The sequence below is a fragment of the Lysobacter xanthus genome, from assembly GCF_047159895.1.
This window is the reverse complement of record NZ_BAAGAB020000005.1, coordinates 15,658-35,886: the sequence shown is the minus strand read 5'-3', so window position 1 is coordinate 35,886 and position 20,229 is coordinate 15,658. Positions and strand designations below refer to the sequence as shown.

The window sequence follows — 20,229 nt, the reverse complement described above, 5'->3', positions numbered from 1 at the left end:
CATGCGGCGGCCGCCGCGCGCAGGCGCCGGCCGCGGCGAGACGGCGCCGCGCTAGGCTGCACGTGTCCCGACGCATCGCCGCCATGTCCCATCCCTGCCTCGCCTGCGGTGCCTGCTGCGCCGCGCTCCGCGTCGCCTTCCACTGGTCGGAGGCCGACGCCGCCACCGGCGGCGCCACGCCGGCCGAACTCACCGAACCCCTGGATCCGCATCGCGTGGTGATGCGCGGCACCTTCGGCGGCGGCGCGATGCGCTGCGTGGCCCTGCGCGGCGAGGTCGGCGGCGCCACGGCCTGCTCGATCTACGCGCTCCGGCCTTCGCCGTGCCGCGAACTGCAGGCGAGCGGCGAGGGCGGCGTGCCGAGCCCGCAGTGCGACCGCGCCCGCGCCGCGCACGGCCTCGCGCCGCTCGGCCCGTCGGACTGGGCGGGCGTCGAGGCACCGCTCGCGCCGGCCTGAGCGACCGCGCACGGTCGCCGCGTCGCCAACCGGCCGTCATCAGGCCATGACCCGCGGCGTTTTGCCCGCACCCGCGGCAGACGCGACAATGCGCGGTCCCGCGATCCCGCATCGCCTCCGCACGGCGCCCCCGCGTCGTCGCCCCGCTTCAGCGAGTGCCGTCCATGTCGAATACCCCCCGCATCCTCTACACGCTGACCGACGAAGCCCCCTTCCTCGCCACGGCCTCGCTGCTGCCGATCGTGGAAGGCTTCGCCCGCGCCGCGGGCATCGCCGTGGAGACGCGCGACATCTCGCTCGCCGGCCGCATCCTCGCGCAGTTCCCGGAACTGCTCGGCGACCGCGCGGTGCACGACGACCTCGCCGAACTCGGCGAGCTGGCGAAGACGCCTGAAGCCAACATCATCAAGCTGCCGAACATCTCGGCCTCGGTGCCGCAGCTCAAGGCGGCGATCCGCGAGCTGCAGGGCAAGGGCTATCCCCTGCCGGACTACCCGGAAGAGCCGCGCACCGATCCCGAGCGCGACGCCCGCGCCCGCTACGGCCGCGTCATGGGCTCGGCGGTGAACCCGGTGCTGCGCGAGGGCAATTCCGACCGCCGCGCGCCCGCGTCGGTGAAGGCGTTCGCGCGCAAGCACCCGCATCGCATGGGCAAGTGGTCCGGCGAGTCGAAGGCGCATGTCGCGCACATGGACGAGGGCGACTTCTACGGCAGCGAGCGCTCGGTCACGGTCGATGCGCCCACCGACGTGCGCATCGAATTCGTCGGCGCGCACGGCGGCTCGCAGGTGCTGAAGGCGAAGACGTCGCTGGCCGCCGGCGAAGTGATCGACGCCGCGGTGATGAGCACGTCGAAGCTCGCCGCGTTCATCGACGCGCAGATCGCCGATGCGAAGGCGCAGGGCGTGCTGTTCTCGCTCCACCTGAAGGCCACGATGATGAAGGTGAGCGACCCGATCATGTTCGGCGTCGCGGTCAACCGTTTCTATTCCGACGTGGTGACGAAGCACGCCGATGCGCTGGCCTCGGTGGGCTTCGACGCGAACAACGGCATCGGCGACCTCTACGCGCGCCTGCCCCAGCTCGACGCCGGCGTGCGCGCGCAGGTCGAGGCCGACCTCGCCGCGGTCTACGCGAACCGTCCGGCGCTCGCGATGGTGAACTCGGACAAGGGCATCACCAACCTGCACGTGCCGAGCGACGTCATCGTCGACGCCTCGATGCCCGCGATGATCCGCGACAGCGGCGGCATGTGGAACGCCGAGGGGAAGCTGCAGGACGCGAAGGCGGTGATCCCGGACCGTTCGTACGCGGGCATCTACCAGGTCGTGATCGACGACTGCAAGGCGAACGGCGCGTTCGACCCGGCTACGATGGGCTCGGTGCCGAACGTCGGCCTGATGGCGCAGAAGGCCGAGGAATACGGCTCGCACGACAAGACGTTCCAGCTGCCGGCCGCGGGCACCGTGCGCGTCGTCGACGCGTCGGGCAACGTGCTGCTCGAGCAGGCGGTCGAGGCCGGCGACATCTTCCGCATGTGCGAGACCCGCGACGCGCCGATCCGCGACTGGGTGCAGCTCGCCGTGAACCGTGCGCGCCTGTCGAACACGCCGGCCGTGTTCTGGCTCGATTCGAACCGTGCGCACGACCGCGAAGTGATCGCGAAGGTCGAGCGCTACCTGAAGGACCACGACACGGCCGGGCTCGACCTCCGCATCCTCTCGCCCGTCGAGGCGATGAAGTTCTCGCTCGAGCGCATCCGTCGCGGGCAGGACACGATCTCGGTCACCGGCAACGTGCTGCGCGACTACCTCACCGACCTGTTCCCGATCATGGAGCTCGGCACGTCGGCGAAGATGCTGTCCATCGTGCCGCTGATGGCCGGCGGCGGCCTGTTCGAGACGGGCGCCGGCGGCTCGGCGCCGAAGCACGTGCAGCAGTTCGTCGAGGAGAACTACCTGCGCTGGGATTCGCTCGGCGAATTCCTCGCGCTCGCCGCCTCGTTCGAGCACACCGCGAACCGCACCGGCAATGCGCGCGCGCAGGTGCTGGCCGATGCGCTCGACGCCGCGAACGCGCGCATCCTCGACGAGAACCGTTCGCCGGCGCGCAAGGTGGGCGAGCTCGACAACCGCGGCAGCCACTTCTACCTCGCGCAGTACTGGGCGCAGGCGCTCGCCGCGCAGACGGCCGACGCCGAGCTCGCGGCACGTTTCGCGCCGGTCGCCAAGGCGCTGACCGAGAACGAGGCGCAGATCCTGCGCGAGCTGGTCGAGGTGCAGGGCCGCCCCGTCGAGATCGGCGGCTACTACCAGCCCGACCTCGGCAAGCTCGCCGCCGCGATGCGCCCGAGCGCGACGCTCAACGCGGTGATCGACGGCCTGCGCGGCTGACGGCCCGGCCGCGCGGGGACGTCCCTGTCCCCGCGCGGCCTCCCTCACTCGAAGAAGAATTCCTCGAACTCCTGGTCGACCGGGGTCGCGGGCGCCTCGTCGTCGGCGTCCGGGCCGAAGGCGCAGCAGTCGTCGCAGGCGTGGCGGCGCTGCATCTGCAGCGCCTGCAGGACGCCGGCGGGCGCGGCATGCGGGCGAGCTTGGAGGGCGGCGAGGACATCCATCGGCAGGCTCCGGGGGATCGGTGCAGCCAGCCTGCCGTGTGTCGATGACAGCCCCATGCCGGGCGCGTTGCAGTTCGACGGCGGCCGTGGCACCGGTAAGCTGCGGGGCTTCCCCCATCCGCCGGAGTGCTCCATGCGCACGATCCTGCTCGCCGCCCTGACGTCCACCCTCCTGCTCACCGCCTGCGCCAGCACCCCGACCGGCGAAGGCCGCCCGATGGTCACCAATGGCATGGGCGCCGCGCTCGACGGCGCGATCGGCGGCGCCTGGCGCAGCCCCGAGAACCGCGCGCGTGACACCTGGCGTCATCCGAAGGAGACGCTGGGTTTCTTCGGCGTGCGCGGCGACCAGACGGTCATCGAGATCACGCCCGCGCCGGGCTGGTACAGCGAGATCCTTGCGCCGTACCTCAAGGACAGCGGGCAGTACGTCGCCGCCGTGATCGACCCGGCCTCGCAGACGAGCGACAAGGCGCGCGAGTACTACGCAAAGGGTCGCGACGGCCTGCAGCAGAAGTTCGACGCCGCCCCCGCGCAGTTCGGGCGCGCGCGCATCGTCGGCTTCGATCCGAAGAACCCGTCGTTCGGCCCGGCCGGTTCGGCCGACGTCGTGCTCACCTTCCGCAACGTGCACAACTGGCGCATGGCCGGCACCGCGGAATCGATGTTCAAGGGCTTCTTCGACGTGCTGAAGCCCGGCGGCGTGCTCGGCGTGGTGGAGCACCGCGCCAAGGCCGACGTGCCGGCCACCGACAAGTCGGGCTACGTCGGCCAGGCGCAGGTGATCGCGATGGCGAAGGCCGCGGGCTTCGTGCTCGACGGGCAGAGCGAGATCAACGCCAACCCCCGCGACACGAAGGACCACCCGAACGGCGTGTGGATGCTGCCGCCCAGCAACCAGCACGACGCGGCCGACGACGCGAAGTACAAGGCGATCGGCGAGAGCGATCGCATGACGCTGCGCTTCGTGAAGCCGCGTGCCTGACCGCCCACCGGCCTGGGTCGACGTCGCGCCGCTCGGCGCGGCGCGCTGGCGGCTGGCGTGCATCACCCGTCGCGGCGTCGGCATGACGCTCGCGGCGGCGGTGTTCTGGGCCGCGAGGGCGGGCGTCGCGCGCTTCGCGGGGCTGGATCCCGCGCGGCTCGGCCTGTTCTCGGCGATCGGCGCCGCGCTCGTGTACCCGGGCGGTTACCTGCTCAACCGCGCGCTCGGGGGCGATCTCATCGCGCGCGGCAGCGACTTCCGCGGCGTGGTCGGCGCGATCACGGTCGGGCAACTGCTGGGCGGGCCGTTGATCGTCGCGCTGCTGGTGATGGAGGTACGCCTGGTCGCCTTCGCGCTCGCCGCGACGATCGGCGCGCATTTCCTGCCCTACGGCTGGCTGTACCGGGCGCCCGCGTACTACGTGCTCGGCATCGCGGGCGCAGCGATCGGTGCGGCGCTGCAGGCACTGGCACCGTCGCAGGCGAACGTCACCATCCCCGCGTCGATGGCCGTGCTCTACGCGCTGTGCGGCGCGGCGACGTGGCGACGCAACCGGCGCGAAGGCGCGTGCTGATCGCGCTCAACAAGCCGTTCGGCGTGCTGACGCAGTTCACCGACCGCAGCACGCCGCCGCGGCCCACGCTGGCCGCCTTCGGCCTGCCACCGGACGTGTACCCGGCCGGACGGCTGGACCACGACAGCGAAGGCCTGCTGCTGCTCACCGACGACGGCGCGCTCGCGCACCGGCTCACCGATCCGCGCCACAAGCAGCCCAAGACCTACTGGGTGCAGGTGGAGGGCGATCCGCAGGACGCGCAGCTCGATGCCTTGCGTGCCGGCGTGCGCCTCAACGACGGCCCCACGCGGCCGGCGACCGTGCGTCGTCTCGACGCGCCGGCCCTGTGGCGGCGCGATCCGCCGGTGCGGTTCCGCAAGTCGGTGCCCGATGCTTGGCTCGAGATCGTCATCACCGAAGGCCGCAACCGCCAGGTGCGACGGATGACCGCGGCGGTGGGCCTGCCGACGCTGCGACTGGTGCGCGTGGCGATCGGCCCGCATCGGCTCGACGGCCTGGCACCCGGCGAGTGGCGCCACCTCGACGGCGACGACCGCGCGCTGCGGGGGTGAACCGTTCACCGAAAATGAATAGGCGCCGCGGCATAACGCGGGAGCCGTCTGCTAAGGTCGTCGGTTCCTGAACGCGTCATGGATGACGCCGCGTCGCGAGGGCGAATGGTCAGTTCCATCGGTACCGCAGCGAAGATCCTCGTCGTCGACGACCAGCCCGCGAACCTGCGGGTTGTCGGCATGCTGCTGTCGCGCCAGGGCTACCAGGTCGTGACCGCGGACTGCGGGCCCAAGGCGCTCGAGATCTGCGAGACCGAGCCGCCGGACCTCGTGCTGCTCGACATGATGATGCCCGGCATGGACGGCTTCCAGGTGATCGAGGAGATGCGTGCGGGCGCGGCGCCGCCGAGCGTGCCGGTCGTCTTCGTGACCGCCGCGCAGGATCGCGACCTGCTGCTCCGCGCCTTCGATGCCGGCGCGGTCGACTACGTCACCAAGCCGTTCCTTCCCGAGGAACTGCTGGCGCGCGTGTCCGCGCACGTCGGCCTCAAGCTGACCCGCGACCGCCTCGAGCGCGTCGCCCGCGAGCGCGAGGAGCTGGTCAACCTCGTCGCGCACGACCTCAAGAACCCGCTCTCGTCGGTGCTGTTCGCCAGCGAGATGCTGATCACCGGCGCGACCAAGCCCGAGCGCGTGCCGCGCTACATGTCGATGATCCACGAGAGCGCGACCGACGCGCTGGGCTACATCCGCCAGTACCTCGAGAGCCACGGCCGCGGCGAGGACCTGTCGAACGCGACGCGCGCCTCGCTCTCCGACACCATCGACTGGCTCGTGCAGCGTTACGAGTACCAGCTCGAGGCGCGCGGCATCCAGGTGCAGGTGCAGCGCCCGGCGCAGGACGTGCACGTGCGGATCGACGAGCGCGTGCTGCGGCAGGTCAGCGAGAACCTGATCACCAACGTCATGAAGTACGCGCCCAACAGCGCGCTGACCATCGCCGGCCGTCCCGGCGCGCCCGGCTACTGGCAGCTCGTGGTGGCCGACCGCGGCCCGGGCATCCCCGCGGCGAAGCAGCGCGAGCTGTTCAAGCCCTTCGTGCGCCTGCACGAGGGCGACGACGGCATCTCGTCGGGCCTGGGCCTTTCGCTCGCCAAGCAGATCGTGCAGAAGGCCGGCGGCCAGCTCTGGTACGAGGACCGCAAGAGCGGCGGCGCGCGCTTCGTGATCGAGCTGCCGCAGACCGCCTGAGGCGGTTTCCGCACCCCGGAAACGAAGATGCCGCCGGCAATGCGGCGGCATCCACGGGTCGGCCCGGGCCGACCGCCTCGTTGACTCAGTGTTCCGTGCGGCTCTCGCTGGCCGACGTGCTGCGCTTGCGGGCGCCGCCGGCGCGCTTGGTGCCGGTCGTCTTGCGGCCGCCCCGGGCGCGCTTGGTGCCGGTCTCGTCGCCATTGCGCGCGGCGATGCGGCGGGCGCTGCCTTCGATGGTCTGGCCATTGCCGTCCTCGGCGCGGCGCGCGCGACGGCGGGCGGCGTACCAGAGCAGGCCGGCACCGGCCAGCGTGGCGACGGCGATCACCGGATTGCGGCGGACGACCATCAGGCCGGCGCGGGCGCCGGCGCGCGCGGCGCCGAGCTTCAGGCCGGTGTCGAGCAGGCTCGATGCACGCGGCTTGAGGCCGCTGAGCGTGTCACCGGCACGGCCGGCGAGGTCGAGCGCGCGTTCGGACAGGGAATCGAGCGTGTTCATGGACGTGGTCCTGCGGCGGATACGGCAGCCAGTGTTGGCGGTGAATGGTCGAAGCGACGTGAGCGATTGCCCGCTGCCGGCTGAATGCCGAAGATGGCGGGCCACTCCGGAGCCGTCCGCATGATCCACATCCTCGACCACGTGCTGTCCGGCGACGAGCTCGCACGGGTGCGCCAGTGGCTGCCGCAGGTGGGCCTCGCGGACGGGCGCATGACGAATCCGGAGTCGGGCGTGAAGCGCAACCTGCAGGCACCGCAGGGCGACGCGGCGAACGAACGCATCGCGCAGCTCGTGCGCGACGCGCTCGCGCGGCATCCCGATGCACGCCGCTGGATGCTGCCCAAGCAGATGGCGCGCACCACGGTCGTGCGCTACGAGCCCGGCATGACGTACGGCTGGCACGTCGACGAGGCGCTGTTCCCCTCGACGCCGCCGATGCGCAGCGACATCTCCTGCACCGTCTTCCTCAGCGACCCGGTCGACTACGACGGCGGCGAGCTGACCATGCAGCTCGGCGCGCAGGAACTCGCCTACAAGCTGCCGGCCGGCAGCGCGCTGGTCTACCCGTCGACGACCATCCACCAGGTCGCACCGGTCACGCGCGGCGTGCGCGTGGCGGCGATCACCTGGCTGCAGAGCTGGGTGGCCGATGCCGCGCGTCGCGAAGTTCTGGTGCAGGTCGAGGACGCGCGCGCGCTCATCGCGCGCAACGACCCCGCCGACGCCGCGCGCATCGACGTGCTGCTGGCCGCGGTGCGGACGAACCTGTTCCGGATGTGGGCCGACACCTGAGGTCGCGTCACACCGCGCCGCGCACAACAGCGCCAGGCGATAGGTTTGCCACCGCCGCCGCAGGCCGATGACTAACGTGTCGCGAGGCCTCGCCCGGTGCGTCGCTTTGCGGTCCACGGATCGTCCGGCCGCGCCGCGTACAACAGCGGCCAGCGATAGGTTTCCCACCGCCGCCGCGGGCCCGTGACTACGTGCCGCGGGGCTTTGCCCGGTGCGTCGCCTTTGCGGTCCACGGATCGTCGGGCCAAGGATGCTTCGGATACCGCCCCTTCATCTCCTTCTTCACTTCCGGGTACGTGCGTTCCCAGAAGCCGCGAAGGTCCTGCGTGACCTGCAACGGTCGGCCTGCGGGCGAGAGCAGGTGCAGCGTGAGTGGCACGCGGCCGTCGGCGATGCGCGGCGTGTCGGCGAGGCCGAACAGTTCCTGCAGTTTCACCGCGAGCACGGGCGGCTGCGGCTTGCCGTCGCTGTCGGTGGCGTAGGCGATGGCACGCTCGAGCCCGGACGGCACGGCGATGCGCACCGGGGCGAGCGCGTCGATGCGTTGCCGCGTCGACCAGTCGACGCCCGACTTCATCGCCTCGCCCAGCGCCGGCTCGTCCAGCGCATCCAGCCGCGTCTTGCCCGACAGCGCCGGCTTGAGCCAGGTGTCCAGCGTGGCGAGCAAGGCGTCGTCCGACAGATCGGGCAGCGTGTCGGCGAACTCCGGCATCCAGTGGCGCAGCCCGCGCACGCGTTCGCGCCACTGGCGCAGCGATTCGGTCCACGGCAGCGCTTCGAGGCCGAGCTGGCGTACGGCGTCGACGAGCGCGTCGGCATAGCGCGACGGATCGGGGCGCGGCAGCGGCCGCGTCTCCAGCACGATGCGGTCGAAGCGGCGCTCGCGCACCGCGGCGATCGCGCGTGCGTCCGCGTCCCAGACCACCCGATCCTCGGTGCTGAAGCGCGCCGGGAATTCGCGTTCCAGCCGCGACTCGTCGAGCGGTGCGGCCTGCAGGATGCGGGCATCGCGCATCTCGTCGCGGAGCTCGTTGACGACCAGCCACGGTTCGCCGCGCAGCAGCGACTCGTCGAACAGGCGCACGGTGCGGCCGGTGGCGAGCTGGTAGCGCAGCATGTCGGTGGGGTGCCGTCGCGCGATGCGATCCGGAAACGCGTGCAGCAGCACGTCGCCGAGCGCATGCGGCGATGCGTGCGCGGGTGGCGCGGCATCGAGGTGCAGGCGGCGTCGCCATTGCTTCGCGGCCTGGTCGACCTGCGCCAACGCACTGCGCGACGCGTCCGCCCCGACGCGGCCGCTGCGGAACGCGGCGAGCGCCTGCCAGCGATCGGCGAGCGCATCGCTGCGCGGTCGGCCGGGCGCGGCGCGCAGCGGATCGCGCGCCTCCACGAGCGCGGCGAGGTCGCAGGCCAGCGCCTGTTCGCGCGGATCAGCCGGCGCGAGCAGCATCGCCGCCAAACGCGGATGCGTGCCGAGCGCGAGCATGCGCCGGCCCAACGGCGTGACCGCGGTGCCGTCGAGCGCGCCGAGGCGCTGCAGCAGGTCGCGCGCCGCGTTGAGTGCACCGGTGGGTGGCGCATCGGGAAAGCGCAGGTCGCTGCCGCCCCACAGCGCGAGTTCGAGCGCGAGCGACGACAGGTCGACCTGCGCGATCTCCGGCCTTCGCTGCGGCTCGAGCCGCTGCGACTGCGGCCACAGGCGATAGGCCCAGCCTTCAGCGACGCGGCCGGCGCGGCCGGCGCGCTGGTCCGCGGACGCCTGTGCGATCGGCACGACGTCGAGCCGCGAGAAGCCGCTCACCGGATCGAAGCGGGGCTCGCGCGCGAGGCCGGTATCGACGACCACGCGCACGCCGGGGAGGGTGACGCTCGATTCCGCCACGTTGGTCGCGAGCACGACGCGGCGGCGGCCGTCGACGGACGGCTGCAGCACGCGCGACTGCTGTTCGACCGGCAGCTCGCCATGCAGCGCGAGTACGTCGGCATCGACGTGCTCGACGATCTGCTGCACGCGCGCGATCTCGCGCTGTCCGGGCAGGAAGACGAGCACGTCGCCGGGATGCGCGGCGAGCGCGTGCTCGATCGCGCGACGCACCTGGTGCTCGCCCTTCTCGTCGCGACGCGCGGGGAAATGCGCGACATCCACCGGATACGCCCGGCCTTCGCTCGACAGCCGCGGCGCGTCGAGGAAGGTCGCGAGCCGTTCGCCGTCGAGCGTCGCTGACATCACGACGAGGCGCAGGTCCTCGCGCAGCTGCGCCTGCACGTCGAGCGCGAGCGCGAGGCCGAGGTCGGCGGCCATGTGCCGCTCGTGGAACTCGTCGAAGACGATCGCGCCGATGCCGTCGAGCATCGGATCGTCCTGGATCATCCGCGTGAGGATGCCTTCGGTGACCACCTCGATGCGCGTTTCCGCCGAAACGCGGTTCTCGAAGCGGATGCGGTAGCCGACCGTCCGGCCGACGTCCTCGCCGCGCTCGCGCGCCATGAACGTGGCGGCCGCGCGCGCGGCCACCCGGCGCGGCTCCAGCATCAGGATCCTTCGGCCTTCGAGCCACGGCGCATCGAGCAGCGCGGGCGGCACACGCGTGGTCTTGCCCGCGCCCGGTGGCGCTTCGAGCACGAGGCGCGGATGCGCGGCGAGCGACGCGCGGATGCGGGGCAGCAGCGGATCGATGGGAAACGTCGTCACCGGCCGATTCTACCGGCGCGTTCTGCGTGCCCCGCTAAAATGAGGGCATGGATCTCATCGACATCGGCGCCAACCTCACCCACGACACCTTCGACCGCGATCGCGACGACGTGCTGCAGCGCGCACGCGCAGCGGGCGTGACGCAGATGGTGGTCACCGGCGCGAGCCGCGAGCATTCGCCCAAGGCGCTTCAACTCGCGCAGGCGCATCCGGGCGTGCTGTTCTCGACGGCGGGCGTGCATCCCCACCACGCCGTGGAATACACCGCGGAATGCGATGCGGAGATGCGCGCGCTGCTCGCGCACGACGAGGTCGTCGCCGTCGGCGAATGCGGGCTCGACTACTTCCGCGACTTCTCGCCGCGCCCGGCGCAGCGGCGCGCCTTCGAGATGCAGCTGCAGGTGGCCGTGGACACCGGCAAGCCGCTGTTCCTGCACCAGCGCGACGCGCACGACGACTTCGTCGCGATCATGAAGAACTTCGAGGGCCGGATCGGCGCCGCGGTGGTGCACTGCTTCACCGGCACGCGCGAAGAAGCCTTCGCCTACCTCGACCGCGACTGGCACATCGGCATCACCGGCTGGCTCTGCGACGAGCGCCGCGGCCAGCACCTGCGCGAGATCGTGCCGCACCTGCCGCCCAACCGGCTGATGGTCGAGACGGACGCGCCCTACCTGCTGCCGCGCACGCTCAAGCCGATGCCGAAGGACCGCCGCAACGAGCCGGCCTTCCTGCCGCACATCGTCGCGGAGCTCGCGCGCGATCGCGGCGAAACGGTGGAGGCGGTGGCCGCGGCGACGACCGCGACGGCGCGCGCATTCTTCCGCCTGCCGGGCGCGGGCTGAGCGATGCGGCAGTCGATCGCCCACGTGACGCTGCTCGTGCACGACTACGACGATGCGATCGCCTTCTATGTCGGCCGGCTGGGCTTCACGCTGGTCGAGGACACCGTCCGGCCGGAGCAGGACAAGCGCTGGGTGGTGGTCGCGCCGCCCGGCTCGAACGGCGCGTCGCTGCTGCTCGCGCGGGCGTCGACGCCCGGACAGGCGTCATTCGTCGGCGACCAGGCGGGCGGGCGCGTCGCGTTCTTCCTGCAGACCGACGATTTCGATCGCGACTACCGGCGCTACGTCGACGCAGGCGTCGAGTTCGTGCGGCCGCCGGTGCGCCAGCCCTACGGCACCGTCGCGGTATTCCGCGACCTCTACGGCAACCTGTGGGACCTCATCGAATACACGGTGCCCGCGGCCTGACTCGCGCGGCACTGGGGCGTCGACATACCGGCCCGTATCCTTGTCGGCTACCGGGCGACCCACGCCCCTGACGGTTCGACCGATGACGATGCTCCGACGCTCCACCGGGATCGCACTGCTGCTGCTCACCCTCGCCGCCTGCGGCAGGAAGACCGAGGACGCGCCGGCCGCCGGACCCGCGGCCGAGGCGAGCGCGGCGATGGCGGTGACCGTCGTCGAGGCGCGGGTGCAGGACATCCCGCGCGAGATCCGCGTCTCCGGGCCGGTGGCCGCACGCGAGGAAATGCAGCTCGGCGTCGAGCTCACCGGCCAGCGCGTCACCGGACTGTACGTCGACGTCGGCGACTTCGTGCGCCGCGGGCAGGTGCTGCTGGAGCTCGACGCGCGCACGCTGCAGAGCGAACTGCAGCAGGCGGAAGCCGCGCATCGCGAGGCACAGGCCGCGGCGAACCTCGCGTCGGCCAACCTGCGTCGCGCCGAGCCGCTGCTGCGCGAGAAGTACATCTCGGCCGGGCAGGTCGACGAACTTCGGGCCGCGCGCGACCAGGCGAACGCGCGCGTCGCCACCGCCCGCGCCTCGCTCGATGCCGCGCGCCTGCGCCGCAGCTATGCCGAGCTGCGCGCGCCGGACGACGGCATCGTCAGCAAGCGCAGCGTGCAGCCGGGGCAGATCGTGGCCGGCGGCACCGAACTCATCCGCCTGATCCGCGACGGCCGGCTGGAATGGCGGGCCGAGCTCGCCGACGCCGAGTTGGCGGCGGTGAACGTCGGCGACCCCGTCGTGGTGCGCGCCCCGGACGGGCGCGATGCGGAAGGCGAGGTGCGCGCGGTGGCCCCGGGCGTGGATGCGTCCACGCGCACCGGCACGGTGTATGCCGACCTGCCCGAGCCCGACGGCCTTCGTACGGGCGCTTATCTCCCCGGCCGCATCCTCGTCGGCGAAGCCCGCGCACTCGTGGTGCCGGCCACCGCGGTGGTGCAGCGCGACGGCAATCCCTACGTCTTCAACGTCGACGACAAGGGCATCGCGCACCGCGTGCGGGTGCGCACCGGCACCGAGACCGGCGGCCGCGTCGAGATCCTCGACGGCCTGGCGCCGGGTGCGCGGGTGGTCGACCGCGGCGCCGGCTTCCTGGGCGACGGCGACCGCGTGCGCATCGTCGCCGGCGAGGCCGCCGCCGCGGGCACCGCCCCATGATCAACGTCTCGGCCTGGGCCATCCGCCGGCCGTTGCCGGCGCTGATGATCTTCTTCGTGCTGTGCGTCGCCGGCCTGTGGGGCTTCTGGAAGCTGCCCGTCGCGCGCTTTCCCGACATCAGCTTCCCGATGGTGGTGGTGACGATCAGCCAGCCCGGCGCTTCGCCGAGCCAGCTGGAGACCGAAGTCACGCGCAAGGTCGAGGACCAGGTCGCCACGCTCGACGGCGTCAAGCGGGTCACCTCCACCGTCACCGAGGGCGTGAGCACCACCGCGATCGAATTCAAGCTCGAGGCCGACCTGTCCGGTGCGCTCGACGATACGCGCGCCGCGGTGAGCCGCATCCGCGCCGACCTGCCGCAGGACATCCAGGAACCGCTGGTCACCAAGGTCACCATCGGCGGTGCGCTGATGACGTACGCCGTCGCGTCGGATCGCATGGGCGTGGACGAACTGAGCTGGTTCGTCGACCGCGACGTGACGCGCACGCTGTTCGGCGTGCCCGGCGTGGCGCAGGTGTCGCGGCAGGGCGGCGTCGAGCGCATGGTGCGCATCGACCTCGATCCCGATGCGCTGCAGGCCTACGGCATCACCGCCGGTGCGGTGAACCAGCAGCTGCTGCGCACGCAGGTGGAGCGGCCGAGCGGCCGTGCGGAGCAGGGCACCGGCCAGCAGGTGCTGCGCACGATCGCGACGGTGTCGGACGCGCGCCAGCTCGAGGACTTCGCGATCGCCCTGCCCGACGGCCGCGGCGTGCGGCTCGCCACGCTCGCGCGCATCACCGATGCGAGCGCCGATCCGACGCAGGTGGCGCTGCTGGACGGCAAGCCGGTCGTCGCGTTCTCGATCTCGCGCACGCGCGGGTCGAGCGAACTCGAGGTCGCCGACGGCGTGGAGGCCGCGCTCGCCACGCTGCAGAAGCAGAACCCCGGCATGCGCTTCAAGCAGGTGACGTCGACGGTCGGCGAGACCGAACGGTCGTACCACTCGTCGATGGAGATGCTCGTCGAAGGCGCGCTGCTCGCGCTCGCGGTCGTCTGGCTGTTCCTGCGCGACTGGCGCGCGACCTGGATCTCCGCGGTCGCGCTGCCGCTGTCGATCATCCCGACCTTCGCGGTCATGCACTGGTTCGGCTTTTCGCTGAACATGATCACGCTGCTCGCGCTGAGCGTGGTCGTCGGCATCCTGGTCGACGACGCGATCGTCGAGATCGAGAACATCGTGCGCCACCTGCGCATGGGCAAGGCGCCGCTGGAGGCCGCTCGCGAAGCCGCCGACGAGATCGGCATCGCGGTGATCGCCACCTCGATGACGCTCGCCGCCGTCTTCGTGCCGGTGGCGTTCATGCCGGGCATCGCCGGCAAGTTCTTCCGCGAGTTCGGCTGGACGGCGGCGACCGCGGTGCTGTTCTCGCTGCTGGTCGCACGCCTGCTGACACCGATGATCGCGGCCTACCAGCTGCGCGGGAACCATCCGGAGGAGAAGGAAGGGCCGATCATGCGGCGCTATCTCGGCTTCGTGGACTCGGCGCTGCGACATCGGTGGATCACCCTCGGCGCCGCCACGCTGTTCTTCGTCGGCTCGCTCGCGCTGGTGCCGCTGATCCCGACCACCTTCATCCCGTTCACCGACGTCGGCCGCAGCAACCTCAGCCTGGAGCTGCCGCCCGGCACGCGGCTCGAGGAGACCGTGCGCCTGGCCGAGCAGGCGCGCGCGAAGCTGCGCTCGATCCCCGAGCTCAAGCAGGTCTACGCGACGGTGGGCTCGGTGCTCGACGTCGGCGATCCGGGCAAGACCGGCGTGGGCGAGCCGCGCAAGGCGACGCTGGTGCTCGACTGGGGCGAGGCGCGCTCGCGCTACCGCGACCAGAAGACGCTCGAGCGCGAAGTGCGCGCGAAGCTCGCCGACCTGCCGGGCGTGCGCCTGTCGTACATCTCCAACGAGCCGGGCGAGAACCTGATGCTGGTGCTCGCCGGCGACGATGCGCAGCTGCTTCAGGACAGCGCCGTGGCGCTCGAACGCGAACTGCACGGCATCCGTGGGCTCGGCAGCATCAGCTCGTCGGCCTCGCTGCTGCGCCCGGAGATCCAGATCCGCCCGGATCCGCAGCGCGCCGCCGACCTCGGCGTCTCCACCGCCGACATCGCGGATGCCGCGCGCATCGCGACCAGCGGCGACTACACCCAGCGCCTGGCCAAGCTCAACCTGCCCGACCGGCAGATCCCGATCCGCGTGGGCTTCGCCCAGAGCGCGCTGCGCGATCCCGCGCTGATCGGCCAGCTGCGCGTGCCCGGCAAGGCCGGGCCGGTGCCGCTCGCCGCGGTCGCCGACATCGCGCTCGGCAGCGGACCGTCGGTGATCTCGCGCTACGAGCGCCAGCGCAACGTCACGTTCACCGCCGAGCTCAACGGCCGGCCGCTCGGCGACGTCATGAAGGAAGTGCAGCAGCTGCCGACGGTGAAGAAGCCGCCGCCGGGCCTGAGCTTCATCAACACCGGCGACGCCGAGGTCTTCGTCGAGCTGTTCACCGGCTTCGTCGTGGCGATGCTGGCCGGCATCGTCTGCATCTACATGGTGCTGCTGCTGCTGTTCAACCATGCGCTGCAGCCGGTGACCATCCTCACCGCGGTGCCGCTGTGCGCGGGCGGTGCGTTCGGCGCGCTGCTGATCACGAACAACATGCTTTCGCTGCCGGCGCTGATCGGCCTGCTGATGCTGATCGGCATCGCGACCAAGAACTCGATCCTGCTGGTCGACTACGCGGTGATGGCGGAGGACGGGCAGGGCATGAGCCAGCACGATGCGCTGGTCGACGCCTGCCGCAAGCGCGCGCGCCCGGTGATCATGACCACGCTCGCGATGGGCGCCGGCATGCTGCCGATCGCGCTCGGCCTGTCGGGCGATTCGAGCTTTCGTCGTCCGATGGCGGTGGCGGTGATCGGCGGGCTGATCACGTCGACGGCGTTGAGCCTGGTCGTGATCCCCGCGGCGTACACGGTGGTCGACGACCTCGGCGGCTGGCTGCGCCGCAGGCTGCGGCGGTCGAAGCCTGGCGACGCCCGGGCGCCGGCGGCCTAAGGGCCGCGATGCCGCGTCAGCGCTGGAAGCGCATGCCCTGCGCTTCGAGCCGCGCGCACATCGCCTTGCGCTGCGCCGGCGACATCGCCTTCGCCTGCCGCGCATCGCGGGCATAGGCGGCGGCGAAGCGGGCGTCGAAATCCTTCGGCAGCATGCGCCGCGCCTGCAGCATCTGCCGCGCGGCGGTTTGTGCGTTGCGCCGATGCAGCTCCGCGCTGCCGCGTCCGCAGGTCGCGACCACTACTGCGCCGGAGGCGCTGGCCGCGATCACCTGCGGCGCGCCGAGTGCGGGCGGTGACGGTCGGGGTGCCGCGGACGCGAGCGCGGCGACGGCGAGCAGGACGAGGACGACGGGCAGTCGGGGCATGAGGGACATCCGGCACGCGGGCGCCGGAGTCTAGCCGGCGACCCGTGAGCGGCCATCACTCGTAGCGCAACGCCTCGATCGGATCCAGGCCCGCCGCCTTCGACGCCGGCATCAGGCCGAAGATCACGCCCACCATCGCCGAGAACCCGGCGGCGACCAGCACCACCCACAGCGGCACGCTGGCCGGCGGGAAGTTGGGGATGAGCATCGCGATGCCCGCGCCCGCGCCGTAGCCGAGCACGATGCCGACGACGCCGCCCAGCAGCGCGAGCAGCGCGGCTTCGAGCAGGAACTGGACGAGGATGTCGCGACGCGTCGCGCCGAGCGCCTTGAGGATGCCGATCTCGCGCGTCCGCTCAGTCACCGACACCAGCATGATGTTCATGATGCCAATGCCGCCGACCAGCAGCGAGATGCCGACGATCCCGCCGAGCACGGCGGTCGCCATGCCGGTGATCTTCTCGAGCTGGTCCTTGATCGAACTGGCCGCCTCGATCTTGAAGTCGTCCTCGGTCCCGGGCTTGAGCCCGCGGCTGGCGCGCAATGCACGGCGCGCGCGCTCGCGCACGGTGTCGACCTCGTCGATGCGCTGGACGGTGAACGAGACGCCGATCATCGGCTGGTTGGAATTCCCGCTCATCGCGCGCGCGACGTCGAACGGAATCACGATGTAGTTGTCCTGGCTGAAGCCGAAGACCTCGCCCTTGGGCTCCATCATGCCCACGACCTTGAACCAGTTCCCGCCGAGCTTGATGTACTGCCCGACGGGATTGTTCGGCAGGTGCAGCTCGTCGCGCACCTTGCTGCCGATCACCGCGACGTGGCGTCGCCCGGCGTCGTCGGCGGGGACCAAGAAGCGACCCACCTGCGGGAAGCGCGCGCGCACCTGCTGGAACTCGCTCGTGGTGCCGACCACCTGCGGCTGGCTGCTGCGACCGCGCCAGCTGGCCTGCCCGGCGGGCACGCCGAGCGTGGGCGCGACTTCACCGATGCCGGCGACCCGGCGCCGCAGCGCCTCGACGTCCTGCGCGGTGAGCGTGTTGAGTTTCCCGGCCGCGAAGTCGTCTCGGTCGTTATCTGCCTCGACGCTCAGCGTGCTGCCGCCGATGTCGGCGAACTGCGCGCGGATCGAGTCGGAGAAGCCCTGGATGAGCGAAACCACCGCGATCACGCTTGCCGTGCCGATCAGGATGCCGAGCGTGGTCAGGAAGCTGCGCAGCCGGTGGGCGGACAGGCTGGACAGCGCGGCGCGCAGCGCTTCGAGGAAGGCCTGCATCAGTGCACCGCCCGGGTCTTGGGCGACTGGCGCACGTCCTCGACGATGCGGCCGTCGAAAACGCGCAGCACGCGGTGGCAGTGCGCGGCGATGTCGGGCTCATGGGTAACGACGACGACCGTTTGCCCCTGCGCATGCAGCGCGTCGAACAGCGCCATGATCTCGGCGGAGGTCTGCGAGTCGAGGTTGCCGGTCGGCTCGTCGGCGAGCAGCAACGACGGCTCGCCCACCAGCGCACGCGCCACCGCGACGCGTTGGCGCTGGCCGCCGGAGAGCTGGTTGGGACGGTGGTCGAGGCGATTGCCCAGGCCCACCTTCTCCAGCGCCTCGGTGGCGCGACGCACGCGCTCGGCGCGCGCCAGGCCGCGGTAGACCAGCGGCTGCATCACGTTGTTGAGCACGGTCTGCCGAGGCAGCAGGTGGAAGCTCTGGAACACGAAGCCGATCTCGCGATTGCGCACGTGCGCGAGCTCGTCGTCGTCCATGCCGGCGACGTCGCGCCCGTTGAGCACGTAGCGGCCTTCGGTCGGCGAATCGAGGCAGCCGATCAGGTTCATCAGCGTCGACTTGCCGGAGCCCGAAGGCCCGGTCAGCGCGACGTACTCGTTGCGGCCGATGGACAGGTCGACGCCGCGAAGCGCCTGCACCACCTCCTCGCCCATCGTGTAGCGCTTCACGATGCCCGCGAGCTCGATCACTTCGCGTCCTCGTCCTTCGCCGCCTCGAGTTCCTTCGCGGTCTTGACCGCGACCTTGTCGCCTTCGTGCAGGCGGCGCAGCGTCTTGGCCGGCCCGACGATCACGCGGTCGCCGGCCTTGAGCCCACCCGTGATGGCCTGCCAGCGGTCGTCGGAGACGCCGGTCTTGACCGCCACCTTGCGCGCGCGTCCGTCGCGCTCCACCCAGACGTGCAGCTTCGCTTCGGTCGCCTTCGCGGCTTCGCGCTTGGGCGCGTCGTCGTCGTCGGCAAGCGCGGCCTCGTCGGTGTCCTCGACCACGGCCTCGACCGGCACCGCGAGCTGCGGCCGGCCGTCGCCGAGGTAGACGTCGGCGCGCGCGCTCATGCCCGAGCGCAGGTTGAGGTCGCCCGGCGCGTCGAGCGTCACCGTCACCTTGTAGGCGCGGGCCTGGCCCTCGATGGTCGGCGCGAGCGCGATCTTGCCGACGCGGCCGTGCAGCGCGGTGTCCGGATACGAGGCGGGATAGACGTCGACGGCCTGGCCGATCGAGACCTGGCCGATGTCGGCCTCGTCGACCTTGAGCTCGGCGATGAGGCCCGAGACGTCGGCGATCTTCATCAGTTTCGCGCCGGCCAGCGCGTTGGTGGACGGAATCGCGGTCTCGCCGACCTTGATCGGCAGGTCGACGATGCGGCCGGCGATCGGCGCACGGATCTCGGTCTTGCCGAGCTGCTCGTAGGCGTCGCCGAGCACGGCCTGCGCGCGGCGCAGGGACTCGGTGCTGGTGGCGAGCTCGGCGCGCGCCTGTTCGAGCGCGAGGCGGTCCTCTTCCAACCGGTTGCGATCGATCATCTGCTGCGCCGCGAGCTTCTGGCTGCGCGCGTACTGCGCCTCGCGCAGCCGCAGCGTCGCGCGCTGGCGCTCGATCGAGATCTGTCCCTGGCGGCGGCCGGCGGACTCGCGGTCGATCGCATTGCGGTAGCTCTTCGGATCGAGCGTCATCAGCAGCTGGCCCTGCTGCACCGTGTCGCCCTCGGCGACCAGGATGCGCGCGACCTTCGCGACAACTTCCGCGGTCAGGTTGACCTCGGTGCCGTAGGCGAGCGTGCCGGAGGCGAGGATGGTCGGGCGCACCGCGCGCGCGGCGGCCGGCTGCACCTGCACGTCGGTGCCGCCTTCGCCATGCAGTCCGCGCAGCGCGAACGGCAGCACGAGCACCGCCACGACCAGCCCACCGGCCAGCCACTTCTTCGTATTCGGGGTCATGGGCTCGGACTCAGCGCGCGATCAGCGCCATCACGCCGTAGATGATCGCGAGCGGCAGCACCGAGACGAGGATCGCCTGGCCCCAGCCGCTGCGGGTGAACGTGCGCCAGCCCAGCGCGCCGAGGAAGATGGTCCACAGCGAGAGCAGGTCGGCGTTCTGCGCGAGCTTGTTCCAGCGCGCGTCGTTCGGCAGCTGCACGATGAGCGGATCGACGTGGGTCAGCATCAGCGACTCCATGCCTGTCTGCGGCGACATGGTGAGCGCGCCGACCAGCGCGATGATCGCGCCGAGCGCGGCGGGCATCGCGCCCCAGGTCGCCAGCGACAGGCCGTGGCGGTAGGTGAGGCCGCGACCGGTCAGCTTGGACGCCAGCCAGAAGTACAGGCCGGTGATCGCGAACATGATCGCGAGGCTGACGACGGTGCCGGCCGTGCCGAACAGGGCCATCGAACGCGCGCCGGGCATCATCGCCCTGGCCTGCGCGGCTTCCTTCGCGGTCATCTGCGCGCCCGACGCGTCGAACATGTGGTCGGCGTACCAGCCCGGATCCACGCGCAGGAAGTAGGCGAGGGTGAAGGCGACGGTGAACGCGACGAGCACCATCCACGGAAGCAGGTAGGTCGGGCGCTCGCGCTCGGCGGCGAACACCTTCGACGGCTGCAGGAAAATATCGACGAGCTTGGTCATCCCTGTCCCTCCCCGGACGTAGTGGCGGCGACTCTGGACCTGCGCCGTCGCCGCCGCATG

The 20,229-nt window shown here is 71.5% G+C and carries 19 protein-coding genes; 11 read left to right on the top strand and 8 right to left on the bottom strand.

The features are described 5' to 3' along the window. The first annotated feature begins 83 nt into the window (after positions 1-83). Positions 84-458 (top strand): YkgJ family cysteine cluster protein, encoded by a 375-nt coding sequence (locus ACY35P_RS03200; RefSeq protein WP_462114380.1) that lies wholly within the window; start codon positions 84-86, stop codon positions 456-458. A 164-nt stretch (positions 459-622) separates the two neighbouring features. Then, positions 623-2,851 (top strand): NADP-dependent isocitrate dehydrogenase, encoded by a 2,229-nt coding sequence (locus ACY35P_RS03195; RefSeq protein ID WP_462114379.1) that lies wholly within the window; start codon positions 623-625, stop codon positions 2,849-2,851. A 44-nt stretch (positions 2,852-2,895) separates the two neighbouring features. On the opposite strand, the gene ACY35P_RS03190 is transcribed toward ACY35P_RS03195, so the two are convergent. Further along, a complete protein-coding gene (locus ACY35P_RS03190) occupies positions 2,896-3,075 on the bottom strand; it encodes a hypothetical protein (RefSeq protein ID WP_462114378.1) in 180 nt (59 codons plus the stop codon). 217 nt (positions 3,076-3,292) lie between these two features. Here ACY35P_RS03190 and ACY35P_RS03185 point away from each other — a divergent pair, with 217 nt between their 5' ends. From ACY35P_RS03185 to ACY35P_RS03170, 4 genes are all read left to right on the top strand, one after another. Next, complete coding sequence (locus ACY35P_RS03185) at positions 3,293-4,060, top strand: class I SAM-dependent methyltransferase (RefSeq protein ID WP_462114439.1); 768 nt, start codon at positions 3,293-3,295, stop codon at positions 4,058-4,060. Continuing rightward, a complete protein-coding gene (locus tag ACY35P_RS03180; RefSeq protein WP_462114377.1) occupies positions 4,053-4,634 on the top strand; it encodes a DUF7010 family protein in 582 nt (193 codons plus the stop codon). Before ACY35P_RS03185 ends, ACY35P_RS03180 begins: the two co-directional genes overlap by 8 nt. Further along, positions 4,628-5,188 carry a pseudouridine synthase gene (locus ACY35P_RS03175; RefSeq protein WP_462114438.1) on the top strand — a complete coding sequence of 187 codons (561 nt, stop codon included), beginning with the start codon at positions 4,628-4,630 and terminating at the stop codon, positions 5,186-5,188. Before ACY35P_RS03180 ends, ACY35P_RS03175 begins: the two co-directional genes overlap by 7 nt. A 105-nt stretch (positions 5,189-5,293) precedes the next feature. Next, the gene (locus ACY35P_RS03170; protein WP_462114376.1) at positions 5,294-6,379 is read left to right on the top strand and encodes a hybrid sensor histidine kinase/response regulator; all 1,086 of its coding nucleotides are present in this window, start codon (positions 5,294-5,296) and stop codon (positions 6,377-6,379) included. An 85-nt stretch (positions 6,380-6,464) separates the two neighbouring features. Here ACY35P_RS03170 and ACY35P_RS03165 read toward each other — a convergent pair whose 3' ends face one another. Beyond that, the gene (locus ACY35P_RS03165; RefSeq protein WP_462114375.1) at positions 6,465-6,881 is read right to left on the bottom strand and encodes a hypothetical protein; all 417 of its coding nucleotides are present in this window, start codon (positions 6,879-6,881) and stop codon (positions 6,465-6,467) included. A 120-nt stretch (positions 6,882-7,001) separates the two neighbouring features. On the opposite strand from ACY35P_RS03165, the gene ACY35P_RS03160 reads away from it, so the two are divergent. Further along, positions 7,002-7,673 (top strand): Fe2+-dependent dioxygenase, encoded by a 672-nt coding sequence (locus ACY35P_RS03160; protein WP_462114374.1) that lies wholly within the window; start codon positions 7,002-7,004, stop codon positions 7,671-7,673. A gap of 187 nt (positions 7,674-7,860) precedes the next feature. Here ACY35P_RS03160 and hrpB read toward each other — a convergent pair whose 3' ends face one another. Further along, on the bottom strand, positions 7,861-10,365 hold the full coding sequence (gene hrpB / locus ACY35P_RS03155) for an ATP-dependent helicase HrpB (RefSeq protein WP_462114373.1): 2,505 nt from the start codon (positions 10,363-10,365) through the stop codon (positions 7,861-7,863). A 47-nt stretch (positions 10,366-10,412) separates the two neighbouring features. On the opposite strand from hrpB, the gene ACY35P_RS03150 reads away from it, so the two are divergent. The 4 genes from ACY35P_RS03150 to ACY35P_RS03135 all read left to right on the top strand — a co-directional run bounded on the left by ACY35P_RS03150 (position 10,413) and on the right by ACY35P_RS03135 (position 15,893). Beyond that, positions 10,413-11,210 (top strand): TatD family hydrolase, encoded by a 798-nt coding sequence (locus ACY35P_RS03150; protein ID WP_462114372.1) that lies wholly within the window; start codon positions 10,413-10,415, stop codon positions 11,208-11,210. Positions 11,211-11,213: 3 nt separating this feature from the next. Beyond that, positions 11,214-11,618: a VOC family protein gene (locus tag ACY35P_RS03145; RefSeq protein ID WP_462114371.1), complete on the top strand. Its 405-nt coding sequence runs from the start codon at positions 11,214-11,216 to the stop codon at positions 11,616-11,618. Positions 11,619-11,700: 82 nt separating this feature from the next. Further along, the gene (locus ACY35P_RS03140) at positions 11,701-12,816 is read left to right on the top strand and encodes an efflux RND transporter periplasmic adaptor subunit (protein WP_462114370.1); all 1,116 of its coding nucleotides are present in this window, start codon (positions 11,701-11,703) and stop codon (positions 12,814-12,816) included. Beyond that, positions 12,813-15,893 (top strand): efflux RND transporter permease subunit, encoded by a 3,081-nt coding sequence (locus ACY35P_RS03135; RefSeq protein WP_462114369.1) that lies wholly within the window; start codon positions 12,813-12,815, stop codon positions 15,891-15,893. Before ACY35P_RS03140 ends, ACY35P_RS03135 begins: the two co-directional genes overlap by 4 nt. A 16-nt stretch (positions 15,894-15,909) precedes the next feature. Here ACY35P_RS03135 and ACY35P_RS03130 read toward each other — a convergent pair whose 3' ends face one another. Genes ACY35P_RS03130 through ACY35P_RS03110 form a run of 5 tightly spaced genes read right to left on the bottom strand, consistent with a single transcriptional unit; the run spans position 15,910 to position 20,169 of the window. After that, on the bottom strand, positions 15,910-16,260 hold the full coding sequence (locus ACY35P_RS03130) for a hypothetical protein (protein ID WP_462114368.1): 351 nt from the start codon (positions 16,258-16,260) through the stop codon (positions 15,910-15,912). Between the two features lie 55 nt (positions 16,261-16,315). Then, entirely contained in the window at positions 16,316-17,536 is a 1,221-nt protein-coding gene (locus ACY35P_RS03125; protein WP_462114367.1) for an ABC transporter permease, read from the bottom strand. Beyond that, positions 17,536-18,234, bottom strand: a complete 699-nt coding sequence (locus tag ACY35P_RS03120) for an ABC transporter ATP-binding protein (RefSeq protein WP_462114366.1) — start codon at positions 18,232-18,234, stop codon at positions 17,536-17,538. Before ACY35P_RS03120 ends, ACY35P_RS03125 begins: the two co-directional genes overlap by 1 nt. Beyond that, entirely contained in the window at positions 18,231-19,481 is a 1,251-nt protein-coding gene (locus ACY35P_RS03115; protein ID WP_462114365.1) for an efflux RND transporter periplasmic adaptor subunit, read from the bottom strand. Before ACY35P_RS03115 ends, ACY35P_RS03120 begins: the two co-directional genes overlap by 4 nt. Before the next feature lie 10 nt (positions 19,482-19,491). Further along, positions 19,492-20,169, bottom strand: coding sequence for a YIP1 family protein (locus ACY35P_RS03110; RefSeq protein WP_462114364.1), 678 nt, complete (start codon positions 20,167-20,169; stop codon positions 19,492-19,494). Between the last annotated feature and the right edge of the window lie 60 nt (positions 20,170-20,229).

Bases quoted from the DNA above. Each gene is read 5' to 3' on its own strand.
- ACY35P_RS03200 (WP_462114380.1), top strand. From the start codon at position 84: ATGTCCCATCCCTGCCTCGCCTGCGGTGCCTGCTGCGCCGCGCTCCGC.
- ACY35P_RS03195 (WP_462114379.1), top strand. From the start codon at position 623: ATGTCGAATACCCCCCGCATCCTCTACACGCTGACCGACGAAGCCCCC.
- ACY35P_RS03190 (WP_462114378.1), bottom strand. From the start codon at position 3,075: ATGGATGTCCTCGCCGCCCTCCAAGCTCGCCCGCATGCCGCGCCCGCC.
- ACY35P_RS03185 (WP_462114439.1), top strand. From the start codon at position 3,293: ATGGTCACCAATGGCATGGGCGCCGCGCTCGACGGCGCGATCGGCGGC.
- ACY35P_RS03170 (WP_462114376.1), top strand. From the start codon at position 5,294: ATGGTCAGTTCCATCGGTACCGCAGCGAAGATCCTCGTCGTCGACGAC.
- ACY35P_RS03165 (WP_462114375.1), bottom strand. From the start codon at position 6,881: ATGAACACGCTCGATTCCCTGTCCGAACGCGCGCTCGACCTCGCCGGC.
- ACY35P_RS03160 (WP_462114374.1), top strand. From the start codon at position 7,002: ATGATCCACATCCTCGACCACGTGCTGTCCGGCGACGAGCTCGCACGG.
- ACY35P_RS03150 (WP_462114372.1), top strand. From the start codon at position 10,413: ATGGATCTCATCGACATCGGCGCCAACCTCACCCACGACACCTTCGAC.
- ACY35P_RS03145 (WP_462114371.1), top strand. From the start codon at position 11,214: ATGCGGCAGTCGATCGCCCACGTGACGCTGCTCGTGCACGACTACGAC.
- ACY35P_RS03140 (WP_462114370.1), top strand. From the start codon at position 11,701: ATGACGATGCTCCGACGCTCCACCGGGATCGCACTGCTGCTGCTCACC.
- ACY35P_RS03135 (WP_462114369.1), top strand. From the start codon at position 12,813: ATGATCAACGTCTCGGCCTGGGCCATCCGCCGGCCGTTGCCGGCGCTG.
- ACY35P_RS03130 (WP_462114368.1), bottom strand. From the start codon at position 16,260: ATGCCCCGACTGCCCGTCGTCCTCGTCCTGCTCGCCGTCGCCGCGCTC.
- ACY35P_RS03125 (WP_462114367.1), bottom strand. From the start codon at position 17,536: ATGCAGGCCTTCCTCGAAGCGCTGCGCGCCGCGCTGTCCAGCCTGTCC.
- ACY35P_RS03115 (WP_462114365.1), bottom strand. From the start codon at position 19,481: ATGACCCCGAATACGAAGAAGTGGCTGGCCGGTGGGCTGGTCGTGGCG.
- ACY35P_RS03110 (WP_462114364.1), bottom strand. From the start codon at position 20,169: ATGACCAAGCTCGTCGATATTTTCCTGCAGCCGTCGAAGGTGTTCGCC.